Raw genomic sequence first — 26,517 nt, 5'->3', positions numbered from 1 at the left:
GTCGGCCGTCTGCCTCCCTTTCTACCGTGGATCACATCCCAAGTGACACACAGCAAAGCGGAGGAAACCCTCTGTGTCCGAAAGCCGTGTACAGCGCCCTCGGCGCTTCCTCGTCTGTGAACCCAGACATTTCGCCGTGCAGTACGCGATCAATCCGTGGATGCATCCCGACAAGCCCGTCGACGTCGACCTCGCCCAGGAGCAGTGGCAGACGCTGATCCGCGCCTACCGCGCGCACGGGCACACCGTCGACTCGGTCGAGCCGGTCCCCGGACTGCCCGACATGGTCTTCGCCGCCAACGCGGCGTGCGTGGTCGGCGGCCGGGTCTTCGGCTCGCTGTTCCACGCACCGGAACGGCGTCCGGAGTCGGTGCACTACGACACCTGGTTCAAGGCGGCGGGCTACGACGTGTACCGCCCCGAGTCGGTGACCGAGGGCGAGGGCGACCTGGTGTGGACGGGCCGGTACGTGCTCGCCGGCACCGGTTTCCGCACCACGCGCGAGGCGCACCGGGAGGCGCAGGAGTTCCTCGGCCACCCGGTGATCGGCCTGACCCTGGTGGACCCGTACTTCTACCACCTGGACACGGCGCTGTTCGTCCTCGACGACGACAACATCTGCTACTACCCGGAGGCGTTCTCGGCGGGCAGCCGTGAGGTGCTGCGCCGGCTGTACCCGCAGGCGGTGCTCGCCACCCGTGAGGACGCGATGGCGTTCGGGCTGAACTCCGTGTCCGACGGCCGCAACGTCTTCATCGCGCCCCGCGCCGAGGCGCTCGCCGACCGTCTGGCCGGCCACGGCTACGTCCCCGTCCCCGTCGACCTGTCGGAGTTCCACAAGGCCGGCGGCGGCATCAAGTGCTGCACCCAGGAGATCCGCTGATGACCGCACCCGCGCGCACCCGTACGTCCGCCGACCTGATCCGCGCGGAGGAGCCCGTCCTCGCGCACAACTACCACCCGCTGCCCGTGGTGGTGGCCCGGGCCGAGGGCACCTGGGTGGAGGACGTCGAGGGCACCCGCTATCTGGACATGCTCGCCGGGTACTCGGCGCTCAACTTCGGCCACCGGCACCCGGCGCTGATCGAGGCCGCGCACCGCCAGCTCGACCAGCTGACGCTGACCTCCCGCGCCTTCCACAACGACCGGCTGGCGGGGTTCGCCGAGCGGCTCGCCGAGCTGACCGGCCTGGACATGGTGCTGCCGATGAACACCGGCGCCGAGGCGGTGGAGAGCGGCATCAAGGTGGCCCGCAAGTGGGCCTACGACGTCAAGGGCGTCCCGGCCGACCGGGCGACGATCGTGGTCGCGGCGGACAACTTCCACGGCCGTACGACCACCATCGTCAGCTTCTCCACGGACGAGACGGCCCGCACCGGCTTCGGGCCGTTCACACCGGGCTTCCGGATCGTGCCGTACAACGACCTGGCCGCGCTGGAGGAGGCCGTCGACGAGACCACGGCGGCGGTGCTGATCGAGCCCATCCAGGGCGAGGCCGGCGTGCTCATCCCCGACGACGGCTATCTCGCCGGGGTCCGGGAGCTGACCCGTCGCAGGGGCTGCCTGTTCATGGCGGACGAGATCCAGTCCGGCCTGGGCCGTACGGGCCGTACCCTCGCCGTCGAACACGAGGACGTCGTCCCGGACGTGCTGCTGCTCGGCAAGGCGCTCGGCGGCGGGATCGTACCGGTGTCGGCGGTGGTGGCCCGGCGGGAGGTGCTGGGGGTGCTGCACCCGGGCGAGCACGGCTCGACCTTCGGCGGCAACCCGCTCGCCGCAGCGGTCGGCACCGCGGTGGTCGAGCTGCTGGAGACCGGTGAGTTCCAGCGGCGGGCCGCCGAGCTGGGCGTGATCCTGCGGGACGGGCTGACCGAGCTGGTCGGCAAGGGTGTCCTCGGCTTCCGGGCGCGCGGTCTGTGGGCGGGCGTCGACGTCGACCCGGCGATCGGCACCGGCCGGGAGGTCAGCGAGCGGCTGATGCGGGAAGGGATCCTGGTGAAGGACACCCACGGTTCCACGATCCGGCTGGCGCCCCCGCTGACCATCACGGCGGAGGAACTGCGCTCCGCGCTGTCCACGCTGGGGAAGGTGCTGGGTTCCTGAGCCCGGTGGGGGGTGGCCGTGCGCCGCCCCCCGTTCCCGTCCCCCACCCGATGGCCGAAGGGTGAGGACGGCGACAAGAGGTGGTAGACCACTCTCAGCGACAGAGAGGTCGGCCGTGGGCACTGACGAGGAGCGGGACGTCGCCCGGCACCGGTTCGACGTGGCCGACACCGCGCCCCTGCTGCTCGACGCACGGGGCGTGGTGACCAGCTGGACGCCGGACGCCCAGCGGTTGCTGGCGTACCCGGCCGCCGAGGTGGTGGGCACCGGGGTGGCCGGCCTGCTGTCCGCCGAGGACGCCGCGCGGGTGCCCGAGCTGGCCGAGCGGTGCTGCCGGGACGGCGGCTGGGCGGGGCTGCTGACCGCGCGGCGCAAGGACGGGCAGCCGGTCCGGGTGATGGCGCGGGTCACTCCGGCGGTGGAACCCGGCGGCGCCCCGCACTGGCTGGTGCTGCTCTCCGACATGTCCGGGTCACGCGGCTGGGACATGAGCCGGGCGGTGCTGGAACAGATGGTGACCGACTCCCCCGTCGGCATCGCGATCGTGGACGCCGATCTGCGCTGCGTGTGGTCGAACGAGGCCCTGGAGCGGTACGGCGGAGGCTCGGCGCGGGAGCGGCTCGGGCGCCGGCTGGCGGAGATCCAGCCGGGCATCGACTCCGCGGGCATCGAGGCGCAGATGCGGCGCGTGCTGGAGACCGGGCAGCCGGTGGTCGGGTACGAGCATGTGGGCCAGGTGCGGTCCGCGCCGTACCGGGAGACGGCGCACATGATGTCGTTCACCCGCCTCGACGACGACCGGGGCCGTCCGATGGGCGTGTACTACACCGTCGTCGACATCACCGAGCGGTACCGCGCCCGGCAGCGGCTGGCCCTGCTCGACCGGGCCGGCGAGCAGATCGGGCGCAGCCTGGACATCATGCGGACCGCGCAGGAACTGGCCGACGTGGCCGTGCAGGACTTCGCCGACTTCGTCAGCGTGGACCTGCTGGAGTCCGTGCTGCGGGGCGCGGAGCCGGAGGCGGTGCCGCTCGGCGACACGGATCAGGTGCCGCTGCGGCGGGCCGGGCACCGGTCGGTGACCCCGGGGGTCCCGGAGACGATCGCCGGGATCGGCGAGGTGGCCGCCTACCTCGCCGGGTCGCCCCCGATCCGCTGTCTGACCACGGGCCGGTCCTGGCGCGAGGAGCGGCTCGACCCGCTGGCCAGGGAGTGGGCCACCACCGGCCTGCTGGGCGGCCGGGAGGCGACGTTCCTGGAGCTGGGCCTGCACAGCGTGATGATCGTGCCGATCCGGGCGCGGGGCGTCACGATGGGCGTCACCACCTTCTTCCGGCGCCTGCGTCAGGAACCGTTCGACGAGGACGACCTGAGTCTCGCCGAGGACCTGGTGTCCCGGGCGGCGGTCTGCGTGGACAACGCCCGCCGCTACACCCGCGAGCGGGACGCGGCCCTGGTCCTGCAGCGCAGCCTGCTGCCGCACGTGCTGCCGGAGCAGAACGCGGTGGAGGTGGCGGCCTGCTACCGGCCGGCCGACGAGCTGACCGGCCTGGGCGGCGACTGGTACGACCTCATCCCGCTGTCCGGGGCGCGCGTGGCCCTGGTCGTGGGCGAGGTGCCGGGGCACGGGATCGACGCCGCCGCGGCCATGGGCGGCCTGCGGACCGCCGTACGCACCCTGGCGGCGCTCGACCTGCCGCCCGAGGAGGTTCTCGCGCACCTCGACGACCTGGTCGCCCGGAGGGCCCGTGAGGAAGGCGCGCCGCCCCCGGCGGATGCCGGTGCCGGGACCGGGGCGGCGGGTCCCGGGTGCGTGTACGCCGTCTACGACCCCGTCGACGGGCGGTGCACGATGGCCTCCGCCGGCCATCCCACGCCCGCCGTCGTCCTGCCGGACGGCACCGTCGGCTTCGTCGACGTGCCACGGGGATCGCCGCTCGGGGTGGAGGGTCCGCCCTTCGAGGCGGTCGAGCTGACCCTGGCCGAGGGCAGCACGCTGGTCCTGCACACCGACGGGCTGCTGGCCCGCGGGGGCGACGGCGGGGCCGGCGACGGGGACCGCGACCGGCTGCGCCGTGCCCTGGAACGGCCCGCCTCCTCGCTCGATCTGAGCTGCCGTGCCGTGGTCGACGCACTGACCCCGGACCGGCCGTACGACGACGTGGCCCTGCTGATGGCCCGCACCAGGCTGCTGGGCGCCGACCGCGTCGCCGACTGGGACCTGCCCGCCGATCCGGCCGTGGTCGCCGACGCCCGCAAGGAGACCGACCGGCAGCTGGCCGAGTGGGGTCTGGGGGAACTGGCGTTCACCACCGAACTGGTCGTGAGCGAGCTGGTCACCAACGCCATCCGGCACGCCGGGGGCCCGATCCGGCTCCGGTTGATCAGGGACCGGGCCCTGATCTGCGAGGTCTCCGACAGCGGCGCCACCGCGCCCCATCTGCGGCATCCGCGCACCACGGACGAGGGCGGCCGCGGACTGCTGCTGGTCTCCCAGTTCACCCAGGGGTGGGGAACCCGCTTCGTGCCCGGGGGGAAGGTCATCTGGGCCGAGCAGTCCCTGACGGATCCGCCGGCCTGACGTGCACGGCGCACGCAGACGGCGTATGACATAGGAACCGGTGGCGTTCCGGCGGATGGGCGGTAGCCATGAACGATGCGGCCATCGACTACGCGGAGGTGTTCCAGGCCCTGCCGGGCGCGGTCGCGCTCTTGACGCCCGGCCTGGTCTTCGCGGACGCCAACAAGGAGTTCCTGCGGGTGGCCGGACGCACCCGCGAGCAGGTCGTGGGGCGCCATCTCTTCGATGTGTTCCCCGACAACCCGAAGGAATCCGGCGTGTCGGGCATGCGCAACCTGGCCGCCTCGCTGCAGCGGGTCGCGGCCACCGGCGAGCGCGACGCCATGGCCCTGCAGCGGTACGACGTGGAGGACCCCGAGCGTCCCGGGGAGTGGGAGGAGCGCTACTGGAGCCCGGTCAACGCGCCGCTCGCCGGGCCGGACGGGCAGGTGGTGCTGCTGGTGCACCGGGTCGAGGAGGTCACCGAGCTGATCCGGGCGCGCGGCGGCCCCACCGGCAGCCGGGGCCGCGTCCTGGAGGCCGAGCTGTACACGCGCGCCCGTGAGCTGCAGGAGCTGAACGAACGGCTGCGCCAGGCACACGCCCGCGAGCGCGAGGTCGCCCTCGCCCTCCAGGAGGCGATGCTCCCCGCCCGCCGGCAGGTCGGCCACCACAACGCCGCGGTGCGCTACCGGCCCGCGGTCGGCGCGCTGAACGTGTGCGGGGACTGGTACGACCTCGTCGACCTGGTGGGCGGCCACCGCATCGGCGTGGCCGTGGGGGACGTGGTCGGCCACGGTCTGGAGGCGGCCGGGGTGATGGGCCAGCTGCGCAGCGCGCTGAGCGCCGCCTCCCGGGTCGCCGCGGGACCGGCCGAGGCCCTGAACGTACTGGGGCGGTACGCGCACGTCGTCGACGGCGCCGAATCGGCCACCGCCGTCACGACGTTCATCGACTTCGACCGGCACACGATCAGCTACAGCAGCGCGGGGCACCTGCCGCCCGTCCTGGTCCACCCCGACGGCCGGGTGGAGTTCCTCGACCAGGCCACGGACCCGCCGCTCGACGCCCGCCCCGACCCGCTCCCCAGGCCCCAGGCCTGCACGCCGTACGGCGAGGGCGCGACCCTCGTCCTCTACACGGACGGTCTGGTCGAGCGCCGCGGCGAGGACATCGACACCGGCCTGGCCCGCCTCGCCGGCTCCCTCGCCCGCCATCGCGAGAAGGACCCCGAGAGCCTCGCGGACGCCGTCCTCCTGGAACTACTGCCTCCCGGGGGTGCCACCGACGACACGGCGCTGGTGATCGTGCGGCTGTGACCGGAGGCGGTGGGGCGGGGGCACGGAGCCCCGCCCGTCGTCCGCCGGCTGCCGCGGCCCGTCAGCCCTTGCCGAGGAGCTTCTCCATCTCCTCGATCTCGGCGTTCTGCGCGGTGACGATGGCGTCGGCCAGGGTCCCGGCAGGGCCGCAAGCGCCCTTGGCCTTCTCCGTCCCGGCCATCGGCACCATCGTACGGGTGCCGGTCCGAGCCCCCGCCGCGTAACCCACAAAACCGGTGTGGTCCGGCCTTTCGGATCGGACCACACCGGTTGTGGCACTTCGCTAAATTACGGCTTGTGCGCCTGCTTGGCGGCGCCTATTTGAGCGCAGAGATCAAGGCTGCCAACCCGCTGAGGAGCGTGCCCGTGGCCAGCAGCACGGCATTGATCACGGACAGATTGATCCGATTCCCCGGTCCTGCCGCGGCCGCGCTCGCGTCCCGCTCACCGGTCTCCGGCCCCACCAGCGTCCGATCGACGCGGAAGGCGGTACGTACCCACCTGCGCATGACAGCCCAACCCTCTCCCGTGTGAGGCCCTCACCGCCGAGGGGCCCCTGTTGCCGTCCATCATTGGCGGGCAGCCGGAGAAGTATCGAGAACACTTGTTCCTCAAATCCTCGCTAGGGTGGGGAGTTCGTCTCCTGATGGCACAGAGCACTTCGTCGGCGCGTGCCCCGCTGCCGCTCAACGAGGAAATGACACGGGCCACCATCAGGAAGCTGGTCGGCAGGGTCGAAGCGGTGGCCATGGTGGTCCAGGGGTTCGCGATACTGAGCACCATCAACGTCGATCAGCTCAGCGGTGCCGGCCGGACCCTCATGTACTGCCTCACCGCGCTGCATCTCGGCGCAGCCGGGGTGACCGCACGCATCGGCGGCCCGTTCTTCCACGGCGGTTCATGGCCGTTCCTGTGGCTGGCGGCCATCCTGGCCGCGCCGCTGCTGATGGCCTTTCTGGTACCGCCCGGCAATTACGGCGTCAGTCCGGCCTGTCCACAGCTTTGCGGCTACTCGGCGCCCCCGGTGGCGATCGTGGCCTTCTACCCATGGGTGGGGAAGAACTTCAACTACCTCACAGCAGGACCCAAAGCGGCACTCATCTCGCTGACCTCGATCGAGCCGCTGGTGATCGAACTGCTCTTCAACGGGAGGATCACGAAGGACAACATTCAGGGACTGATCGCACAGACCTTCATCGTGGTCGGTGTCTGGGCGGCAGGGGAGGCCATCGGCCGTATCTGCCGGAGAGCGGCGGCTGCGCAGGCCGAGACGCTGCGGCGGGAATACGACCGCCAGTTCGGCTATCTGCACAGCGACATCGAAACCAGCCTGCGGCTCGTGGAGTTGCACTACCTGGATGACCAGCCACGACGGGTCATGGGTGCCCTCGATGATCTCAAGAACACCGTTCTCGACGAGAGACTGGCGCTCACCCTCGCCCAGGACGTGATCTCCGTGGCGGACGTCATCCGACTGCACGTGCGCAGGATGCGGGACCGGCTGGACTTCGTGTGCGTGCCGTCGGTGGACGTCATCAGCCTGCCTCAGGAACAGGGCAGACTCCTCAGCCGGGCCCTGGGCGACCTGCTGAAGAACTGTCTGGTCCACGGTGGACACCGGGTGCGGATCGAGTTCTGGGTGGACGACCAGGACATCGCGCACCTGCAGGTCTGCGACGACGGCACCGGCTTCGACGCGTCGACGCTGGACGACCCGCTCACCAGCCTGAACGCCTTGCGGCGCCGCGCCGTCGCGGCAGGAGGTGACCTGCGCAAGGTCCCCGGCCCGGAGCCGGCCTGCCTCCGGCTGACTCTTCCCATACGCCGGCCGAGATGAGAGAGGGGAGCGTGCGGTGAAGGTGCTCTTGGTCGAGGACCACCGGCAGTACGCGGACTTGATCCAGGAGAAACTGGCGAGCGAGTTCGGCTTCGACGTCACCGTGGCCACCGACCCTACGGCCGCCCACGGACATCTCACTGCCCATCGGTACGACGTCGTCGTGGTGGACGTGCTGTACCGGAAGCTGTCGGAGTCGTACAACCAGCAACGGGAACAGGCGCGTTCCTCGCTCTCGGAACTCCGTCCGTTCAACATCAGCGGCCTGAGCACGCTGCGCGAGGTCGCCACCCGCTCGCCGGAAACGGCGATGGTCGTCTGGACGAGCGGTGACCCGAACCGCACCCTGCACATCGTCATGGCCCACCAGACCTTCAGGGTAAGGGCCTTCTGCTCCAAGGAGTCCACCTACTCGGACATCGCGACAGCGATCAACGCCGCTGCCGAGCGGCGGCCCCATGTGGATGTGACGCTGCGGCCCTTCCTGCCGCGCGCAACACTGCCTCCGCTCGGCGACGTCCTCTTCAGGGAAGTCCGGTGGCGGGCCATCTGGCGGGCCCTGGCGGCGGGGTCGCCGGAACACGAGGTCACCGCGCGGATGACCAACTACGAGGTGCAGACGGTCAGGAAAGCCATGGCGCCCATGGCGGAATCACTCTCCATCCTCAGCCCGCGGCTGACCTCGCGGAGGCAGCCGCTCAACATTCTCAGCAGCTACGCGACGTTCCACTGGGAGTTCTTCCTCGACCGTGCTGTCGTCGAGATGTTCCCTCACACCTCGGCGAACAGCCGTTCCTGACCCCGGCCCGTGCGAAGGGATCCACCGATGTCCGACAGCGAGACGTTCCTCGACGTCGTCATTCCGGCCTACCGGGAGGAGGAGTGGCTGCCGGACCTTCTCGACTGCCTGCAGCGGCAGGACCTGGCCGGGGTACGTATCATCATTTCCTGCTCCTGCCCCCCGGCCGAGCAGGACATCCCCCTGCCCCGGGCCGGTGGACGCACCCCGGTCCCGGACATGTCGGTGGTGCGGGCCGGCATGGGCGTCGCCAACGCCCGCAACGCAGGGGCCGCCGCGGGTACGAGCCCGTGGATCCTCTTCCTCGACTCCGACGTCCTCATACCCGACACCTTCGTCTCCCGTGTGCGGGGCATCACCGCCGGCACCCCGGCGGCTGCCATGACATTCGGCTACTACGCCGACTCGCACCGCTGGCCGCTGCGGGCCGGGACCCGCCTGTGCTACTGGTACCTACGACTCGGCTTCCGCCTCGGCAGACCGGCGCTGCCCGGGTTCGCCACCCTGGTACGGCGGAAGGTGTTCGAGGAGATCGGCGGGTACCGACCCGATCTGGGGATCTCGGAGGACTTCGTCTTCTCCGACGAGCTGGCACACGCGGGACACAGCATCACCCTGCACCCCGACCCGTGGGTGCTGTTCTCGGTCCGCCGCTTCGACACCTCCCTCGTCGCCGCGGCGCGTCTGCTGTGGCGGTACCTGCTGGTCGACCTGGCCCGGCGGACCACGGGGAGGCGCTATCTCCACGGCCAGATCGACTACGGCTTCGGTGAGCACCGCAGGCGCTCCAGCCGACGCTATCCGGCGGAGGTCCGCCCGTGGCACGCCCGCTAGCAGCGCTCCCGGAGGACGGCGCCCACATGGTCGAGACACCACCACACCCCGCCGGCGCGTCCCGGCGGCGCTTCTCCGTCATCATCCCCGCCTGGAACGAGGCCCAGGCACTGCCGGACCTCATCCGCCGGTTGCGCGGGAGCCCGTGGGTATCGGAGATCATCGTGGCCGATCACGCGTCCGAGGACGGAACACCCGAGATCGCCCTGGCCGCCGGCTGCCGCGTCGTACCGGGCGGCCGTCCGGCGGCCGGACGGAACGCCGGAGCCGCCGTGGCCCGCGAGGAACTGCTGCTCTTCGTGGACGCCGATGCCGTCGTCACCACCCAGGTGCTGTCCACACTCACGGACCACTTCGCCGACGCACACGTGAATCTCGTCCACTTCCCCCTCTCCCCCCTTACGTCGCGGCGCTTCATCCAGCTGTGCTACCGGGTGATGGACCACTACTTCACGGCCTGCGACCGGCTGAGGACGTGCCAGGGGGTGGGGACCTTGATCGCGGTGCGCAGCAGCGTCTTCCGGCTGGTCGGGGGCTTCGACGAGGCGATTCTCGCCGGGGAGGACGCGTATTTCATCCGGGAGGTCGGACGCCGGGCCGGAGGGGTCTGCTATTCCCACCGGGCGCGGGTGGAGGTGTCCGCACGGAGATTCCTCATCGAGCCCGCTCCGCTCTTCGTCGCGAAGACCGTGCTGTGGGGGTTCCTGCGGCTGATCGGCTCACGCAGAAGCCTGGTGGGCTACCGCTGGAAGCGCTACGACCAAGCAGAGGGCAGCTCGTGCAACCATGGTTCGCCACAGGGCGAACATGGCAACAGATGACGGCAGGTGCACGTCGGCCCGTACCCGTCACCGTCGGGCCGGTCCGGGGAAGCGCCGGTTCCCGGCGAACCGGCGCAGTGAGGAGCGAGCCGTGTTCTACTACCTGCTCAAATACGTGCTGCTGGGCCCCCTGCTGAGACTCGTCTTCCGGCCACGGATCGAGGGGCTGGAGAACGTGCCCGCGTCCGGACCCGCGATCGTCGCCGGGAACCATCTGTCGTTCTCCGACCATTTCCTGATGCCGGCGATGCTGAAGCGACGCATCACCTTCCTCGCCAAGGCGGAGTACTTCACCGGCCCGGGGCTCAAGGGCCGGCTCACCGCGTTCTTCTTCCGCAGTGCCGGGCAGATCCCGGTGGACCGCTCGGGCAAGGAGGCGGGTCAGGCCGCGATCCGCGAGGGCCTCGGCGTGCTGCGCAGGGGTGAGCTGCTCGGGATCTATCCCGAGGGCACCCGTTTGCACGACGGCAGGCTCTACAAGGGCAAGGTCGGCGTCGCCGTGATGGCGCTGAGGGCCGGGGTGCCGGTGGTGCCGTGCGCGATGATCGGCACGTTCGAGGCGCAGCCGCCCGGGAAGGTCGTCCCGCACGTCCACCCGGTCACCATCCGCTTCGGCAAGGCCCTCGACTTCTCCCGCTATGCGGGCATGGAGCACGAGAAGGCGGTCCTGCGCGCCGTCACCGACGAGATCATGTACGCGATCCTGACGCTGTCCCAGCAGGAATACGTCGACGAGTACGCGGCGGTCGTCAAGGCGGCACAGGCGCAGGCGGCCGAGAAAAAGGAACGCAGGTTCCCGCGGGCGCCGCTGAGCTGATCTCTGCCGTCGGCAGAAGGACGGTGCCCGGGCCCGTCCGCGTGCCTAGGCTCGCCGTATGAAGAGGGCTGTGGTGATGGGGGCGAGCGGGCAGATCGGCCGTCCGACGGTGGCCGCGCTGGTGCGGGACGGATGGGAGGTGACGGCCGCCTCGCGCGGCGGCGGGCGGGACGCGGCGTGGGACGCCGGGGTACGGACGGTGCGGCTGGACCGCGCCGACGACGCGGCCCTGGCCGAGGTGGTGGGCGACGGCTGCGATCTGCTGGTCGACGTGGTCGCCTACGACGGCGCGCACGCGCGGCAGCTGACGTCCCTGGCGGGCCGGATCGGCTCGGCCGTCGTGGTGTCGAGCGTGTCGGTGTACGACGACGGCTCGGGCCGGAACTTCGACACGCTGCACGAACCGGGCGGCTTTCCCGCCTACCCGGTGCCGGTCCCCGAGACACAGCCGACGGTCGCACCCGGCGAGGCGTCGTACAGCACCCGGAAGGTCGCGCTGGAGCGTGAACTCCTCGCGGCAGGCGGCGAGTTGCCGGTCACGGTGCTGCGGCCGGCCGCGGTGCACGGCCCGTACAGCCCGCTCCCGCGCGAGCTGTACTTCGTGAAGCGGAATCTGGACGGCCGGCGCGGTCGGGTGCTCTCCTACCGGGGCGAGAGCCGGTTCCATCCGTCGAGCGCGCGGAACATGGCCGAGCTGGTGCGACTGGCGGCGGCCCGGCCCGGCACCCGGGTGCTCAACGCCTGCGACGGCGAGGCGCCGACGGTCGCCGGGATCGGCGCGGCGGTCGACGCGGTGATGGGCGTGGAGACCCGGACGACGCTGGTCGACGGGCTTCCCGAGGGCTCGGTGGGCGGGACGCCGTGGTCCGTTCCGCGCCCGGTCGTCTTCGACATGTCAGCCGCCGAGCGGGAGTTGGGCTACCGGCCGGTGGTGTCGTACGAGGAGAGCCTGCCGGAGACGGTCGAGTGGCTGACCGGTGTGCTGTCCGGGCGGGACTGGCGGGAGTGCTTCCCGCTGCTCGCCCGGGCGTATCCGGATCTGTTCGACTACGCGGCGGAGGACGCCTGGTTCGCGGCGCGTGAGCTCCGCGCCGTGAGCTCCGCGGCGTGCGCGAGGGGCGGCCGGTGGATCCAGCCGCCCCTCGTCACTGCGGGAACCGTGTTACGGCTTGGGCGTGGCGTGCGGGGTGCAGGTCACGTCCGAGGCGTCCAGCTCGCCGTCGAGCAGGTAGGCGTCGACGCGCTGGTTGATGCAGGGGTTGACCAGGCCGGTCACACCGTGCGAGCCGGCGTCCTTCTCGGTGATCAGGCGGGATCCGGCGAAGCGCTTGTGCAGTTCGACGGCGCCCTCGTAGGGGGTGGCGGCGTCCCGGGTGGACTGCACGATCAGCACCTGGGGCAGGCCCTTGTGGGTCTTCACCTGGACCGGGGTCTGCTGCTTGGCCGACCAGGTGGCGCACGGCAGGTTCATCCAGGCGTTGGCCCAGGTCATGAACGGGTAGTCCTTGTTGAGCCGGGTGTTGTCCCGGTCCCACTTCCGCCAGCTGGTGGGCCACTTGGCGTCGGTGCACTCGACGGCCGTGTAGACCGCGTTGCTGTTCTCCGCGGTGATGTTCCCGGCCGTGTTCGACGGGTCGGGTGCGGCCGCGTCGACCAGCGCCTTGGTGTCACCGGCGACGTACTTGCTGAACACCGTGGCGACCGGCACCCAGGAGGAGTCGTAGTACGGCGCGCTCTGGAAGAAGGAGATCAGCTCGGCCGGGCCGACGACGCCGCCGATGGGGTTCTTCTTGGCGGTGGCGCGCAGCTGGAGCCACTTGGCCTGGACGGCGGCGCGAGTGGTGCCGAGGTGGAAGGCGGCGTCGTTGGCGGCGACCCAGTCCTCCCAGTCCTTCCAGCGGCCCTCGAAGGCGATGTCCTGGTTCAGGTTGGCCTGGTACCAGATGTTCTTGCGGTCCGGGTTGACCACGCTGTCGACGATCATGCGGCGCAGGTGGCCCGGGAAGAGGGTGCCGTACACGGCGCCGAGGTAGGTGCCGTAGGAGACGCCGAGGTAGTTGAGCTTCTTCTCGCCCAGGGCGGCGCGGATGACGTCCAGGTCGCGGGCGGTGTTCGGCGTGGTCATGTGCGGCAGCACGGCGCCGCTGCGCTCGGCGCAGCCCTCGGCGTACTCGCGCGCCAGCTTGCGCTGCGCGGTCTTGTCCGCCTCGGTGTCCGGCACCGGGTCCATCTTGGGCGCCTTGACGAACTCCTGCGGGTCGATGCAGGAGATGGGGGCGGAGTGGCCGACGCCGCGGGGGTCGAAGCCGACGAAGTCGTAGGCCTTGGCGACGTTCGCCCAGACGGGGTTCTTGTTGGTGACCCGGGTCGGGAAGCGCAGCCCGGAACCGCCGGGACCGCCCGGGTTGTAGACGAGCGAGCCCTGGCGCTCGCTCTTGGTGCCCGTGCTGGCGATGCGGTCGACGGCGAGCTTGATCTGCTTGCCGTACGGGTGGGCGTAGTCGATGGGCACGGTGACCCAGCCGCACTGGATGGGCTTGGCGAAGCCCCAGTCGGCCGGGCAGTCCTGCCAGTCGATGCCGGCCTTGGCAGCGCGGGCGGCGGCTATCTCGGCGCCCTTGGCCTCGCGGTCCGGGCCGGTCCGTCCGACGGCACTGGCCGCGGGCGCCGAGACGACGCCGGCGATCAGGGTGGCGGTGACGAGTGCTCCGGCCGAACCGAGCGCCAGCAGGCGGCTCTTCGGTCTGTTCTCCCTCAAGTGGGGCCCCTCCCCCTACATCTGCATCTCTGCGAGTGGTCAGGCGGGGATCCTTTCGGCTGTGAGTCGCCTGAGACCAGGGGTGGCCCCGTATCTTTACCAATCCGATAACCGGACGATCATGTTCGGTCACACTGTGCGGCGCGCCTCAGCCGAGGCCGGCCAGTGCCCCGTCCAGGACCCGCCGCAGTCGCAGCGCGTCGGGGGCGACCGCGCTGACCAGCACCGCGGGGCCCGCCAGCGGGATCAGTGCGGCGCACTCGCCCACCATCCGCGCCCCGACCGGGCGATCGGCGAACTCGGGCCGTACGACGACCAGTTGCCCGACCGCGCGGTGTCCCGCCAGGACGGCCGGGCCGTCCCAGCCGCCCGGGGCGCCGGGGCCGTAGGACAGTTCCTGGTCCAGTACCGTCCGGCCCGCCACCCGGACGGTGAGCCGGCTGGTGAGGCGCCCGGGGTCCTCTCCCGACCGGCCGAGCACCTGCTCCTCGCGCAGGACGAGCCGGGCGGCGGCGCCGAGTTCGGCCCGGGTGGTGACGTGCAGGTCGCTGCCCCGGGCCGAGATCAACTGCTCGGGCAGCCAGTTCAGTTCGGCGCCGTCGGCCACGTCGAGCCGCACGTCGTAGCGGGCCTCACCCTTGGTCTGGCCCGGCAGGGCGAGGGTGGCGGCGGCCGAGCCGACGTGCAGCCGGGCGCCCTCCTCCACCCGGGCGGTGAGCGTGAAGCGGTCCCCGCCGAGCGGGCCGCTCATCGCGCCGACCACCATGACCTTCGCCTCGGTGCCGCTCGACCGGGTGCGGCGCAGAGCCAGCGGGCCGTCGCTGTCCAGTACGGGCAGCGCGGTGCCGCCGCGACCGTCGGCGCGCGCCACGATCCGCGCGTCCGCCCGGACCCCGGTGGCCGTCATGCCGTCCACGCGGCGTGCCGCTCCCGCACCCAGGCCGCCACGTCGGCCACGCCGGTGTCGCTGCGCAACGACTGGAGGACCACCGGGAGTTCGGCGCGCTGGGCCTTGGCGTCGGCGGCCATCCGGGCGAGGTCGGAGCCGACGTACGGGGCGAGGTCGGTCTTGTTGACGACGAGCAGGTCGGCCGTGGTGACGCCGGGCCCGCCCTTGCGCGGGATGTCGTCGCCGCCGGCCACGTCGATCACGAAGATCTGGGCGTCCACCAGGCCCTTGGAGAAGGTCGCGGTGAGGTTGTCGCCGCCGGACTCGACGAGGATCAGGTCGAGCGGGCCGACCGCGTCCTCCAGGTCCTCGACGGCTTCGAGGTTGGCGGAGATGTCGTCGCGGATCGCGGTGTGCGGACAGGCGCCCGTCTCCACGGCCGTGATCCGCTCGGGCGGCAGTACGGCCTCGCGGAGCAGGAACTCGGCGTCCTCGCGGGTGTAGATGTCGTTGGTGACGACGGCGAGCGACAGCTCGTCGCGCAGGGCCCGGCAGAGCGCGGCGACGGTCGCGGTCTTCCCGGACCCGACGGGCCCGCCGAGCCCGATGCGCAGGGGCCGCCGGGTTCCGTCGGGGCGGTGGGCGTCGGCGCTCACGGCGGCGGGGCCGGAGTGGGTGTGGTCGAGATGCATGTACGGCTCCTGTGCGGGCGGGGTCGAAGGGGCGGAGCCCCCGGAGGACGGGAAGGGTGGGGGTGGCGGGGGCGAGGTGGTGTCAGGACGCGAACAGGCGTACCGGCCAGCCGGCATGCCACTCCGCACCGACCTCCAGCAGGGGCCCCGACGCGGCCGGCAGCGCATCGACACCCTCGTCGAGCGCCCTTCGCGCCGCCTCCACCGCCGTCACCGCGACGCGGTCCAGTTCCGGCGCGAGCCGGGCCAGCACACCGGTCGCATCGAACGGGTCGAGGCTCAGCAGTCGTACCGTGGCCGTCGCCGGCCCGCTCACGCTCTCGTACGCCGCGCAGTACGCCGCGTCGTCGGGCCCCAGCCCGGCCGCCCGCGCGGCCAGGCCGAGGACCACCGGCTGGTGCGCGCCCTTCGGGAACTCCCGGGCCAGTGCGTCGAGTTCGGCCGACGGCCAGCTCGCCCGGGCCGCCCGCAGCAGTTGCCGCCCGAGCCGCCGCGCGGCGACCCGCAGGGCGGGGGACGGCGTACGGGCGTCCCCCGCCGCGTCCAGGTCCCGCGGGTCCGCCCCGAGTACGGCGGCCGCCGCGAGCGCGCCCGCGACCAGCCCGGCGGTGTGCAGCCGGCCCCGGCAGAAGTCCTCCAGGGTCGCGGCGGAGGTGATCCGGCCCGCCTTGACGGCGGCCTCCGCCCCGCCGGAGTGCGCGTGCCCTCCGGCGGGAAAGCGGCCGTCGGCCAGGACGAGAAGTGCTGCCCGTGACATCGCGCCCCCGTCAGAACAGGAAGTAACGCTGGGCCATGGGCAGTTCGGCGGCCGGGGTGGCCTCGACCAGCTCGCCGTCGATGTGCACGGCGAAGCTGTCGGGGTCGATCCGCACGTCGGGCCGGGCGTCGTTCTCGCGCATGTCGGCCTTGGTGACCGCGCGCGTGGACTCGATCGCCACGAAGCGCTTGCCGAGGCCCAGCCGCTGCGGCAGCCCGTCCTCGATCGCCATCTCCGCCACGAAGTTGACCGAGTTGGCGGCGGGGGCGCGGCCGATCGCGCCGTACATCGGGCGGGGCAGGATGGGCTGCGGGGTGGGGATGGAGGCGTTGGCGTCGCCCATCTGCGCGTAGGCGATCTGCCCGCCCTTGAGCACGAGCAGCGGCTTGGCCCCGAAGAACGCGGGCTCCCACAGCACCAGGTCGGCGAGCTTGCCGGTCTCGACGGAGCCGATCTGGGCGGCGAGCCCCTGGGCGAGCGCCGGGTTGATCGTGTACTTGGCGACATAGCGCCGCACCCGGTGGTTGTCCGCGTGGCCGTCGCCCGGCAGTGCGCCCCGCCGGCGCTTCATCACATGCGCCGTCTGCCAGGTGCGCAGGATCACCTCGCCGACGCGGCCCATGGCCTGGGAGTCGGAGGAGATGATCGAGATCGCGCCGAGGTCGTGCAGGACGTCCTCCGCGCCGATGGTGGAGGGCCGGATCCGGGACTCGGCGAAGGCCAGGTCCTCGGGGACCGCCGGGTTGAGGTGGTGGCACACCATCAGCATGTCGAGGTGTTCCTCGGCGGTGTTGACGGTGTACGGGCGGGTGGGGTTGGTGGAGCTGGGCAGCACGTTGGGCTGCGATACCACGGTCATGATGTCCGGCGCGTGCCCGCCGCCGGCGCCCTCGGTGTGGTACGAGTGGATGCCCCGGCCCGCGATCGCGGCGAGGGTGTCGCCGACGAAACCGGCCTCGTTCAGGGTGTCCGTGTGGATGGCGACCTGGATGCCGGTGCGGTCGGCGACGGTCAGCGCGGCGTCGATGACGGCCGGGGTCGAGCCCCAGTCCTCGTGCAGCTTCAGGCCGACGGCGCCGCCGCGGATCTGGGAGAGCATCGCCTCGTGGCTGACCGTGTTGCCCTTGCCGAGGAAGCCGACGTTGACCGGGTAGGCCTCCATCGCCTCCAGCATCCGGGCCAGGTGCCAGGGGCCGGGCGTGACGGTGGTGGCCTTGGAGCCCTCGGCGGGGCCGGTGCCGCCGCCGACCAGGGTGGTGACGCCGGAGGCCAGCGCCTCGTCGGCGACCTGGGGACAGATGAAGTGGACGTGCGCGTCGATGGCGCCCGCGGTGAGGATCCGCCCGTTGCCCGCGATGATCTCGGTCTCGGGGCCGATGACCAGGTCGGGGTGGACGCCGTCCATGGTGTCGGGGTTGCCGGCCTTGCCGATCGCGGTGATCCGGCCGTCGCGGATGCCGACGTCGGCCTTGACGATGCCCCAGTGGTCGATGATGACGACGCCGGTGATGACGGTGTCGGGGGTGCCGTCGGCGCGGGTGGCGCGGGACTGGCCCATGGACTCGCGGATGACCTTGCCGCCGCCGAAGACGGCCTCGTCGCCGGAGGCGCCGGGTCCGCCGGAGCGGTCCTCCTCGATCTCGATCAGCAGGTCGGTGTCGGCGAGCCGGATACGGTCACCGGTGGTGGGGCCGAACAGGTCGGCGTAGGCGCCGCGGGAGATCTCAGGCATCGAGGGCACCTCCGGTCTCCCCGCGCAGCCCCGGCACGATCCGGGCGCCGGTGAGGGGCACGAGCTCGACGTCGACGGGGATGCCGGGCTCGAAGCGCACGGCGGTGCCGGCCGCGACGTTCAGCCGCTTGCCGCGGGCCGCGGCACGGTCGAACTCCAGGCCGGGATTGGCCTCGGCGAAGTGGTAGTGGGAGCCGACCTGGACCGGCCGGTCGGCGGCGTTGAGGACGGTGAGGCGGGTGACCTCGCGGCCCTCGTTGACGAGGACGGGGTCGTCCGCGAACAGGATCTCTCCGGGAATCATCGCGGCCCTCTTCAGATGATCGGCTCGTGGACGGTGACGAGCTTGGTGCCGTCCGGGAAGGTCGCCTCGACCTGGACGTCGTGGATCATCTCGGGGACCCCGTCCATGACGTCGTCCCTGCTGAGGAGCTTGCGACCGGAGGACATGAGTTCGGCGACCGTACGGCCGTCACGCGCGCCCTCAAGGATGTGCGACGTGATGAGGGCGACCGCTTCCGGGTGGTTGAGCCGGAGCCCGCGGGCCCGGCGCTTCTCGGCCACGTCGGCCGCCACGTGGATCAGCAGCCTCTCTTGTTCGTGCGGGGTCAGTTGCACGTCCCACCTCACAGTCCTTGCTCCGGACCGTGCGGGGTCCGGTTGCCGCAGCCATCGCGACGGGGATAGATGTAACACACAGACAAATGCCCGGGATCGTCGTCAATCCGGGCAGAAAAACCCCTGATGGCGTGGATCGGCAGGCTAGAGCGCCGGAGTTTCAGCGACGTTAACCAGACCTTGATCCACCGATGACCGCGCGATGGGACCCCCGATACCCGCGTCGTTCAGGACGCGCCGGGCCCCCGATGCTCGGCGGCGATCCCGAACCGCTGCTGTTCACGCGGAACGGAACCGGCCTCACGGACACCCGAGACCGAGCTGATGACCCGCTCCTCGACCTGCTCCCCGGCCGGCTCGTCGAGCGCGTCCAGGCGCTCCAGATCGGCGGCCGAGACCAGCGCGACCAGCGGCTTGCCGTGTCGCGTCACGACGACGCGTTCACCGCCGTACACCACTCGGTTGATCAGGTCGGCGAGTTCAGCCCTGGCTTGCGTCACCGGAATCTCGTAGGCCATGGCACCATCGTACATCAGGTACATACTGTACATTTTTGCCAAAACCCCGAGTTCACCGGGCGCCCGGCGGAGGAAGGACACCGCGACCCGGAACGGACGTGATCCTGGACGCCCCCGCGACACCGGCCTACGGTCTGTCGACGGCATCACGCCCGGCCGCCGGAGCATGCCCGGCGCACAGGGGCTCTGATCGGCCGTCACCTGGAGACGGCCGGCCTGCCGGGCAGGGTCGATCCGGCGCGGGACTCCAGCACCCGTCGCGGGCCGCGCACGGCGCAGACGCTGGTGCGCACGGCCGCAGAGCCGCCTGACGCCCTCACACGGATGCGCCAGCGGGACGAGACGGTGCTGCACGGGGACACACCGGCACGGACTCCGCGGCTTCCGGCCGGTGCACGCCGCACCGCTCGCGTCACGCTCCCGACCGACGGCGTCGGCCGATCCGGACGCCCGACCAGCCGGACGGACCCGGATGTCGACACGCGCCGTTCGCCGCGGGCTCGAAACACCCCGAACGGCCCACCCCCGACCGACGTATATCCAGATCGTTCCGCGGCCCTTCCGACTTGCGCACCGCGCGGGCCGGCAGCACGGAAGATGAGGCTCCGCCCCAGGTCGGCGGCTACGGACGGAATGTGACGGTGTCTCGAACGGAGCTCTGTCCACTCGAACGGGCGAGTGGTGAGTAACGCCACAAATCCCCGGATCCGTTGGGATTTTCAGACAGCTGTGAGTGAAGATCCGTGTCTGACGACAAGCCCCCGCCACAACGGCGGGGCGGTCCGGGCGGACGCCGAGTCCTGCCGCCGCCCGGATGACCGGTCGACGGAGTGGATCGGCAGGAGTGGAGGACCCGAGCAAGACGGGTCGCCGGTACGGAAGTTCGTCTGTGTGTCTCAGACGGCCGGACGTGCCGAGCAGCCCTTGGGGTGAAGCCGCTACGCGGCCGGGCAACTTCGCCAGCCCGAATCCGACAGGTCATCCTTCACAGGCGGCTGACGAAGGGTTGCGCATGACTGCGCTGAATCGTGTCCCGTCGCTCATGGCCCGGGCCGGCACGGCCTCGGCCCTCACCCTCGCCGCCGTAGGCGGCTCGATCGCGGTCCCTGGTCTCGCCACCGACGCCTCGGCCGCCACCCTCGCGACCAAAGCACTGGAGGTCGCGGCCTCCAAGAAGGGATCTCCGTACCAGTGGGGGGCCATCGGGCCGCACAGGTTCGACTGCTCGGGGCTGACGCTGTACTCGTTCAAGAAGGCGGGCAAGACCCTGCCGCGCACCGCAGCCCAGCAGTACAACAAGACGCACCACATCTCGGCCCTCAGCCGTAAGGCCGGTGATCTGGTGTTCTTCCACTCGGGTTCCAGCGTCTACCACGTCGGCATCTACGCGGGCCACGGGAAGATCTGGCACGCGCCGAGGACGGGAGCCGTGGTGCGGCTGGAGAAGATCTGGACCAGGAGCGTCTGGTACGGCCGGGTCAGCTGACCCGACGTCAGGGCAGGAGCGGCTCCAGCAGCAGGGCCGCTCCGAGCACCGTCAGCGCCGCCCCGGTGCCCGCCTGGAGCCCACGGGCGGCCCGGGGCCGGCGCAGTACCGCCCTCCGGCTCCCCGCCCCCCACGCCAACCTCACCCCGCCTCCCGAGCCCTCGCCATCCGTCCCTCGCGCTCGTCCGTCGCCCCCTCGTGCCCGATCCCGAGGTGCCCGAGCCCGCCGTCCCGAGCCCGGCACCTTCGAGCCCGGCGCCCCCAGGAATCGCCCCCGGGCGGCGCCGCCCGACCTCGTCGCCAGGGGTCTGACGTCTCCTCTCCCGGACCCGCCCCGCAGTGCCCTGGAGCGAACCGGCCCACCGCCCCCGCCCGGAGGGCTACGGCTCCTGTTGGCCCCCCGCCGGGACCGGTTCGGCCGGGATGATCCAGGGGAGTTCGATGGAGACCGTCTTGCCGCCCTCACGGGTGGGGCGGACGCGGAGCTTGCCGCCGCACTCGGCGGTGAGCCAGCGGACGATCACCATGCCGCGGCCGTTGTCCTGCTGGACCGCCGCGGGCAGTCTCTTCGGGAAGCGGGGGTGACTGTCCGTGACGCCGATGCGCAGGTGTTCGTCGCAGTCGAGGGCGATGTCAACCGTGAAGGTGGGTGACTGACCGAAGGTGTGCTGTACGGCGTTCGTGGCGAGTTCCGAGACGATGAGCCGAACGGTGTCGGCCACGTCGGTGTCCGACGGCAGACCCCACTCCTCCAGCGTGCCCACGACGTAGGAGCGGGCGGCGGACACCGAGGCGGGATCGCTCGGCAGAGTGACGGATGCTTCCAGATGGTCTGCCATGGCGACGTCGTCCCTTTCCCACGGGACCGCAGTCCGACACGGAGCGGATGGTTCGAGTACGGTCCCGGACTGGTGCTTGCTCGTCAGACTGCCATCACCGGGCCGTCACGGGGAGCGATCCACCAAGATATGCATATATCTGTCGCCCAATGCGGTGAACTCTACGACGCGAGACCGTATTTGGGCGGCCCGGAAGGAGTAAGGAGGAGCCCATGCAGAACGGGCCGGCAGTGCGCCGCCGCAAATTGGGCGCCGAACTGCGCACGATGCGGACCGGTGCTGGGCTCACGAGCGGTGAGGCGGCCCGGCTGGTCGGCTGGCACCAGTCGAAGGTGAGCCGTATCGAGACGGGTGCCAGCGGCGTGAAACCAGCGGATGTGCGGTTACTCCTGGACGCCTACGGCGTGGAGGACGGGCAGCTGCGCGAGCTGCTGCTGATGCTGGCGGGTTCCGAGGGCGCGGGCGACCGGCACGGGTGGTGGCATGCCTACCGCGGGGTGCTGCCGCCCACCTACCGGGACTTCATCAGCCTGGAGTCGCAGGCCAGCGCGATGCGCACCCTGGAGACCACGGTCGTACCCGGACTGCTGCAGACGCCCGAGTACGCCCGCGCGGTGACCCGGGCGGCCGTGAAGGGCCTGGACGACGAACGCCTGGACGCCCTGGTGGAGGTGCGGCTGGCCAGGCAGGACGTGCTCCGCGCCGACCCGCCGCTGAAGCTGTGCGCGGTGCTGGACGAGGCGGTGCTGCGGCGCGAGGTCGGCGGCCCGGAGGTGATGAACCGGCAGCTGGCGCGGCTGATGGAGGCCGCCCGTCTGCCCCAGGTCCGGCTGCAGGTGCTGCCGTTCGGGGCGGGAGCGCATGTCGGCCTCACCGGGCCTTTCGTTATCTTCTCATTTCCGAGCACTTCTGATCTGGATGTTGTTGTTCTCGACCAGTTGACGAGTAGCCTCTACCTGGAGCGGAAAGAAGACCTCATGGCCTACTCGGAGGCCTTCGACACCCTTCGCATGCATGCCCTTTCACCCGAGGACACGTTGGATTACCTCGCCGGAATAGGTGACGGCGCGTAAGGAGGGACCATGTCAGCACTGCCTCGGAACGTCCCTGCCAGTACCGACCTTTACGACGTGCGCTGGCTGCGCAGCAGCTACAGCACGGGAGCCAACAACTGCGTGGAGACGGCCCGGCCGCGCTCCGGCCCCGGGGCCGGACTGCTCGCCGTGCGCGACTCCAAGCGCCCGGCCGGACCGGCGCTGCTCTTCTCCGCCGGGAGCTGGACCGGTTTCCTCACCGCCCTCTGACCCGGGACGGTCACCGGCCCGAAGACGACCACACGCGAAGCACGGCCGTGTCACGCCGACTCATGGTCGCGTTTCGCCGATCACCCGTACAGCGCGTTCGATCTCGGCCCCGGACAGGTCCGCGCGGGCGGTCAGCCGCAGCCGTGAGATGCCGTCGGGCACGGAAGGAGGACGGAAGCAGCCCACGGCCAGCCCTGCCGTGCGGCAGTCGGCCGCCCAGCGCACGGCCTGCTCCGGGGACGGAGCCCGCACGGAGACCACCGCGGCGTCCGGACGCACCGCTTCCAGACCCGCCGCGGTCAGCCGTGCGTGCAGTTCGGCGGCCACTTCGCGGGCGCGCGCGGCGCGCTGCGGTTCGCGGACGAGCAGCCGCAGTGCCGAGAGCGCGGCCCCGGCCGCCGCCGGGGCCAGGCCCGTGTCGAAGATGAAGGTCCGGGCCGCGTTGACCAGGTGGTCGATCACCGGCGCCGGGCCGAGCACCACTCCGCCCTGGCTGCCGAGCGACTTGGACAGGGTGGCCGTGACCACCACGTCCCCGGCGCCGGCCAGCCCGGCCGCGTACGGCGCGCCCCGGCCGCCGTCGCCCAGCACCCCGAGGCCGTGCGCGTCGTCCACGACGAGCCCCGCGCCGTACTCCCGGCAGGCCTCGGCGAGCTCGGCCAGCGGCGCCCGGTCGCCGTCCACCGAGAACACCGTGTCGGAGACGACGATCGCCGGTCCCTGATGGCCGGCCAGGGCCTTGCGCACCGCTTCCGGGTCGGCGTGCCCGACGACCTGCCGCTCGCCCCGGGCGAGCCGGCAGCCGTCGATGAGGGAGGCGTGGTTGCCGGCGTCGGAGACGATCAGCGAGCCATGCGGGCCGAGCGCGGTGACCGCGGCCAGGTTGGCGGCGTAACCGGAGGAGAAGACCAGCGCCGCCTCGAAGCCGCAGAACGCGGCCAGCTCGCGCTCCAGTTCGGTGTGCAGCTCGGTGGTGCCGGTGACCAGCCGGGAGCCGGTCGAGCCGCCGCCCCAGACCCGGGCGGCCCGCGCGGCCCCTTCGGTGACCTCGGGGTGGTGGGCGAGGCCCAGGTAGTCGTTGCTCGCCAGATCCAGCAGCGGCGACTCGGCCGGGCGCGGGCGCAGGGTCCGTACGAGTCCGGCGCGCCGACGCGCCTCCGCCTGCTCCGCGATCCAGCCGAACGCCATGGCTCCTCCGATGATTTTGTAGGTAGCGGACAGACACTAGCGGCAGGACCAGCCGCACAGGGTGTGGCAATACCCACACGGTGATCCGTCTCCGTTGTGCGGTCTCTACCTTGGCCCGAGGCGGTCCCGTAGGACAGGATCGGACCTCATGGACCTGCTGAACACGCTGGTGGACAAGGGGCTTCGGCGCGAGCTGCCGACCCGCGAGGAAGCACTCGCCGTACTGGCCACCTCCGACGACGACGTGCTCGATGTGGTGGCCGCGGCCGGCAAGGTGCGCCGGCACTGGTTCGGCCGCCGCGTGAAACTCAACTACCTGGTCAACCTCAAGTCCGGCTTGTGCCCGGAGGACTGCTCCTACTGCTCCCAGCGGCTCGGCTCCAAGGCCGGGATCCTGAAGTACACCTGGCTCAAGCCCGACGAGGCCTCCCAGGCGGCCGCCGCGGGCCTGGCCGGAGGCGCCAAGCGGGTGTGCCTGGTGGCCAGCGGACGCGGCCCGACCGACCGGGACGTGGACCGGGTCTCGGAGACCATCAAGGCGATCAAGGAGCAGAACGAGGCCGTCGAGGTGTGCGCCTGCCTCGGGCTGCTCTCCGACGGCCAGGCCGAGCGGCTGCGCGAGGCCGGCGCGGACGCCTACAACCACAACCTCAACACCTCGGAGTCCACCTACGGGGACATCACCACCACCCACACCTACGCCGACCGGGTGGACACGGTGAACAAGGCGCACGCGGCCGGCCTGTCCGCCTGCTCCGGTCTGATCGCCGGCATGGGCGAGAGCGACGAGGACCTGGTGGACGTGGTCTTCTCGCTGCGTGAGCTGGACCCGGACTCCGTTCCGGTGAACTTCCTCATCCCCTTCGAGGGCACCCCGCTGGCCAAGGAGTGGAACCTCACCCCGCAGCGCTGTCTGCGCATTCTGGCCATGGTCCGGTTCGTCTGCCCGGACGTGGAGGTCCGTATCGCGGGCGGCCGCGAGGTCCATCTGCGTACGATGCAGCCGCTCGCGCTGCACCTGGCCAACTCGATCTTCCTCGGCGACTACCTGACCAGCGAGGGCCAGGCCGGCAAGGCCGACCTGGAGATGATCGCGGACGCCGGGTTCGAGGTGGAGGGCGCCGGCGAGGTGACGCTGCCGGAGCACCGGGTGGCGGCCACGGGCGGCTGCGGCTCCGTGTGCGGCTCACACGAGGGCTGCGGCTCGCACGACGGCGCGGACGGGTGCGGTACGACGGCCGGCGCGTGCGGCACGGCGGCCACGGCGACCGCGCCGGCCCCGCAGGAGGCGCGCCCCGACCTCGTGGCCGTCCGCCGCCGGGGCGCCGGAACGGACCTCGCGCCCAATGCCTGAGCTGGCCGGCCTGAGCGTGCCCGACCTGCTGGCGCTGGACCGGCGGCATGTGTGGCACCCGTACGGCCCGATGCCCGGACGTGCCGAACCGCTGGTGGTGGAGTCGGCGAGCGGGGTCCGTCTGAAGCTGCGGCGCGCCGACGGGGCCCAGGACGAAGTCGTGGACGGCATGTCCTCCTGGTGGTCGGCGATCCACGGCTACAACCACCCGGTCCTCAACGAGGCCGCGCACGAGCAGCTGGGGCGGATGAGCCACGTGATGTTCGGCGGGCTCACGCACGAGCCCGCCGTACGGCTCGCGAAGCACCTTGTCGATATGTCGCCAGAGGGTCTTGAGCACGTCTTCCTGGCCGACTCCGGCTCGGTGTCGGTCGAGGTCGCGGTGAAGATGTGCCTGCAGTACTGGCGCTCGCTCGGCAGGCCCGGCAAGCAGCGGCTGCTGACCTGGCGGGGCGGCTACCACGGCGACACCTGGAGCCCGATGTCCGTGTGCGACCCCGAGGGCGGGATGCACGCGCTCTGGTCGGGCGTGCTGCCGCGCCAGGTGTTCGCCGACGCCCCGCCGGCGGAGTACGAGGAGTCGTACGCCGAGCACCTGCGGGAACTGATCGCCCGGCACGCGGACGAGCTGGCCGCGGTGATCGTGGAGCCCGTCGTGCAGGGCGCGGGCGGGATGCGCTTCCACTCCCCCGCCTATCTGCGGGTGCTGCGCGAGGCGTGCGACGCACACGACGTACTCCTCGTCTTCGACGAGATCGCCACCGGCTTCGGCCGCACCGGTGCGCTGTTCGCGGCGGAGCACGCGGGCGTCAGCCCGGATGTGATGTGCGTGGGCAAGGCGCTGACCGGCGGCTATCTCACGCTGGCGGCCACGTTGTGCACCGCGCGGGTCGCCGACGGGATCTCCCGGGGCGAGGTGCCGGTGCTGGCGCACGGCCCGACGTTCATGGGCAATCCGCTGGCGGCGGCAGTGGCCTGCGCCTCCATCGAGCTGCTGCTCGGCCAGGACTGGCGGGCGGAGGTCAAGCGGATCGAGGCGGGCCTGTGGGAGGGTCTGTCGCCGGCCCGTGAGCTGCCCGGTGTCCGGGACGTCCGCGTCCTCGGGGCGATCGGCGTCGTCCAGCTCGGTCACGAGGTGGACATGGCCGCGGCCACCGCGGCCGCCGTGCGGGAGGGCGTGTGGCTGCGTCCGTTCCGCGACCTGATCTACACGATGCCGCCGTACATCACCTCGGACGAGGACGTGACACGGATCGCGCGCGCGGTGTGCGCCGCGGCACGGGAGGGTTGAC

Annotated in this window: 25 protein-coding genes and 2 pseudogenes; 15 read left to right on the top strand and 12 right to left on the bottom strand. The window is 71.6% G+C overall.

Features of this window, described 5'->3' with window-relative positions:
- Positions 1-73 precede the first annotated feature (73 nt).
- The 4 genes from ddaH (at position 74) to ABT171_RS14040 (ending at position 5,982) form a co-directional block, all read left to right on the top strand.
- Entirely contained in the window at positions 74-883 is an 810-nt protein-coding gene (gene ddaH, locus ABT171_RS14055) for a dimethylargininase (protein ID WP_351243253.1), read from the top strand.
- Complete coding sequence (gene rocD / locus ABT171_RS14050; protein ID WP_351243251.1) at positions 883-2,103, top strand: ornithine--oxo-acid transaminase; 1,221 nt, start codon at positions 883-885, stop codon at positions 2,101-2,103. Before ddaH ends, rocD begins: the two co-directional genes overlap by 1 nt.
- A 115-nt stretch (positions 2,104-2,218) precedes the next feature.
- On the top strand, positions 2,219-4,684 hold the full coding sequence (locus ABT171_RS14045) for a SpoIIE family protein phosphatase (RefSeq protein WP_351243249.1): 2,466 nt from the start codon (positions 2,219-2,221) through the stop codon (positions 4,682-4,684).
- A 68-nt stretch (positions 4,685-4,752) separates the two neighbouring features.
- Positions 4,753-5,982 carry a PP2C family protein-serine/threonine phosphatase gene (locus ABT171_RS14040; protein WP_351243247.1) on the top strand — a complete coding sequence of 410 codons (1,230 nt, stop codon included), beginning with the start codon at positions 4,753-4,755 and terminating at the stop codon, positions 5,980-5,982.
- Between the two features lie 61 nt (positions 5,983-6,043).
- Here the strand turns inward: ABT171_RS14040 and ABT171_RS14035 are convergent.
- Positions 6,044-6,169, bottom strand: a pseudogene (locus tag ABT171_RS14035) (DUF305 domain-containing protein); the annotation flags it as partial.
- 372 nt (positions 6,170-6,541) lie between these two features.
- Here ABT171_RS14035 and ABT171_RS14030 point away from each other — a divergent pair.
- The 6 genes and pseudogenes from ABT171_RS14030 to ABT171_RS14005 form a co-directional block, all read left to right on the top strand.
- Positions 6,542-7,819, top strand: coding sequence for a sensor histidine kinase (locus ABT171_RS14030; protein WP_351243245.1), 1,278 nt, complete (start codon positions 6,542-6,544; stop codon positions 7,817-7,819).
- Between the two features lie 16 nt (positions 7,820-7,835).
- Positions 7,836-8,618 carry a hypothetical protein gene (locus tag ABT171_RS14025; RefSeq protein ID WP_351243243.1) on the top strand — a complete coding sequence of 261 codons (783 nt, stop codon included), beginning with the start codon at positions 7,836-7,838 and terminating at the stop codon, positions 8,616-8,618.
- 27 nt (positions 8,619-8,645) lie between these two features.
- On the top strand, positions 8,646-9,452 hold the full coding sequence (locus ABT171_RS14020; protein WP_351243241.1) for a glycosyltransferase: 807 nt from the start codon (positions 8,646-8,648) through the stop codon (positions 9,450-9,452).
- Positions 9,437-10,273, top strand: a complete 837-nt coding sequence (locus ABT171_RS14015; protein WP_351243239.1) for a glycosyltransferase — start codon at positions 9,437-9,439, stop codon at positions 10,271-10,273. The genes ABT171_RS14020 and ABT171_RS14015 overlap by 16 nt, the downstream gene beginning before the upstream one ends.
- Positions 10,274-10,364: 91 nt before the next feature.
- A complete protein-coding gene (locus tag ABT171_RS14010; RefSeq protein WP_351243237.1) occupies positions 10,365-11,090 on the top strand; it encodes a lysophospholipid acyltransferase family protein in 726 nt (241 codons plus the stop codon).
- Positions 11,091-11,148: 58 nt separating this feature from the next.
- Positions 11,149-12,168: pseudogene (locus ABT171_RS14005) on the top strand (NAD-dependent epimerase/dehydratase family protein); the annotation flags it as partial.
- 84 nt (positions 12,169-12,252) lie between these two features.
- On the opposite strand, the gene ABT171_RS14000 reads toward ABT171_RS14005, so the two are convergent.
- From ABT171_RS14000 to ABT171_RS13965, 8 genes are all read right to left on the bottom strand, one after another.
- Positions 12,253-13,848, bottom strand: coding sequence for an alpha/beta hydrolase (locus ABT171_RS14000; protein ID WP_351243235.1), 1,596 nt, complete (start codon positions 13,846-13,848; stop codon positions 12,253-12,255).
- 148 nt (positions 13,849-13,996) lie between these two features.
- Positions 13,997-14,755, bottom strand: coding sequence for an urease accessory protein UreD (locus tag ABT171_RS13995; protein ID WP_351243568.1), 759 nt, complete (start codon positions 14,753-14,755; stop codon positions 13,997-13,999).
- Positions 14,752-15,429: an urease accessory protein UreG gene (gene ureG, locus ABT171_RS13990; RefSeq protein ID WP_351243233.1), complete on the bottom strand. Its 678-nt coding sequence runs from the start codon at positions 15,427-15,429 to the stop codon at positions 14,752-14,754. The genes ABT171_RS13995 and ureG overlap by 4 nt, the downstream gene beginning before the upstream one ends.
- Before the next feature lie 82 nt (positions 15,430-15,511).
- Complete coding sequence (locus tag ABT171_RS13985) at positions 15,512-16,186, bottom strand: urease accessory protein UreF (protein ID WP_351243231.1); 675 nt, start codon at positions 16,184-16,186, stop codon at positions 15,512-15,514.
- Between the two features lie 10 nt (positions 16,187-16,196).
- On the bottom strand, positions 16,197-17,918 hold the full coding sequence (locus ABT171_RS13980; RefSeq protein WP_351243229.1) for an urease subunit alpha: 1,722 nt from the start codon (positions 17,916-17,918) through the stop codon (positions 16,197-16,199).
- Positions 17,911-18,222: an urease subunit beta gene (locus ABT171_RS13975; RefSeq protein ID WP_055709741.1), complete on the bottom strand. Its 312-nt coding sequence runs from the start codon at positions 18,220-18,222 to the stop codon at positions 17,911-17,913. Before ABT171_RS13975 ends, ABT171_RS13980 begins: the two co-directional genes overlap by 8 nt.
- An 11-nt stretch (positions 18,223-18,233) precedes the next feature.
- Positions 18,234-18,536: an urease subunit gamma gene (locus ABT171_RS13970; protein ID WP_031160134.1), complete on the bottom strand. Its 303-nt coding sequence runs from the start codon at positions 18,534-18,536 to the stop codon at positions 18,234-18,236.
- A 227-nt stretch (positions 18,537-18,763) separates the two neighbouring features.
- Positions 18,764-19,054: a type II toxin-antitoxin system Phd/YefM family antitoxin gene (locus ABT171_RS13965; RefSeq protein WP_351243226.1), complete on the bottom strand. Its 291-nt coding sequence runs from the start codon at positions 19,052-19,054 to the stop codon at positions 18,764-18,766.
- Positions 19,055-20,066: 1,012 nt separating this feature from the next.
- Here ABT171_RS13965 and ABT171_RS13960 point away from each other — a divergent pair.
- Positions 20,067-20,540: a C40 family peptidase gene (locus ABT171_RS13960; protein ID WP_351243224.1), complete on the top strand. Its 474-nt coding sequence runs from the start codon at positions 20,067-20,069 to the stop codon at positions 20,538-20,540.
- 7 nt (positions 20,541-20,547) lie between these two features.
- Here ABT171_RS13960 and ABT171_RS13955 read toward each other — a convergent pair whose 3' ends face one another.
- Positions 20,548-20,685, bottom strand: coding sequence for a hypothetical protein (locus ABT171_RS13955; RefSeq protein WP_351243222.1), 138 nt, complete (start codon positions 20,683-20,685; stop codon positions 20,548-20,550).
- A gap of 235 nt (positions 20,686-20,920) precedes the next feature.
- The gene (locus ABT171_RS13950) at positions 20,921-21,379 is read right to left on the bottom strand and encodes an ATP-binding protein (RefSeq protein ID WP_351243220.1); all 459 of its coding nucleotides are present in this window, start codon (positions 21,377-21,379) and stop codon (positions 20,921-20,923) included.
- Positions 21,380-21,591: 212 nt separating this feature from the next.
- On the opposite strand from ABT171_RS13950, the gene ABT171_RS13945 reads away from it, so the two are divergent.
- On the top strand, positions 21,592-22,452 hold the full coding sequence (locus ABT171_RS13945; RefSeq protein WP_351243218.1) for a helix-turn-helix domain-containing protein: 861 nt from the start codon (positions 21,592-21,594) through the stop codon (positions 22,450-22,452).
- A 9-nt stretch (positions 22,453-22,461) separates the two neighbouring features.
- The gene (locus ABT171_RS13940) at positions 22,462-22,683 is read left to right on the top strand and encodes a DUF397 domain-containing protein (protein WP_351243216.1); all 222 of its coding nucleotides are present in this window, start codon (positions 22,462-22,464) and stop codon (positions 22,681-22,683) included.
- Positions 22,684-22,743: 60 nt separating this feature from the next.
- Here ABT171_RS13940 and ABT171_RS13935 read toward each other — a convergent pair whose 3' ends face one another.
- Positions 22,744-23,871: an 8-amino-7-oxononanoate synthase gene (locus ABT171_RS13935; RefSeq protein ID WP_351243214.1), complete on the bottom strand. Its 1,128-nt coding sequence runs from the start codon at positions 23,869-23,871 to the stop codon at positions 22,744-22,746.
- Between the two features lie 148 nt (positions 23,872-24,019).
- Here ABT171_RS13935 and bioB point away from each other — a divergent pair, with 148 nt between their 5' ends.
- Both bioB and ABT171_RS13925 read left to right on the top strand, forming a co-directional pair.
- A complete protein-coding gene (gene bioB / locus ABT171_RS13930) occupies positions 24,020-25,225 on the top strand; it encodes a biotin synthase BioB (protein ID WP_351243212.1) in 1,206 nt (401 codons plus the stop codon).
- Positions 25,218-26,516 (top strand): adenosylmethionine--8-amino-7-oxononanoate transaminase, encoded by a 1,299-nt coding sequence (locus ABT171_RS13925; RefSeq protein ID WP_351243210.1) that lies wholly within the window; start codon positions 25,218-25,220, stop codon positions 26,514-26,516. The genes bioB and ABT171_RS13925 overlap by 8 nt, the downstream gene beginning before the upstream one ends.
- Position 26,517: the final 1 nt, after the last annotated feature.

Source organism: Streptomyces sp. NPDC001851, assembly GCF_040297165.1.
GTDB lineage: Bacteria > Actinomycetota > Actinomycetes > Streptomycetales > Streptomycetaceae > Streptomyces.
Note: the sequence above shows the minus strand (reverse complement) of the source record. Positions and strands in the feature narration are given on the sequence as shown.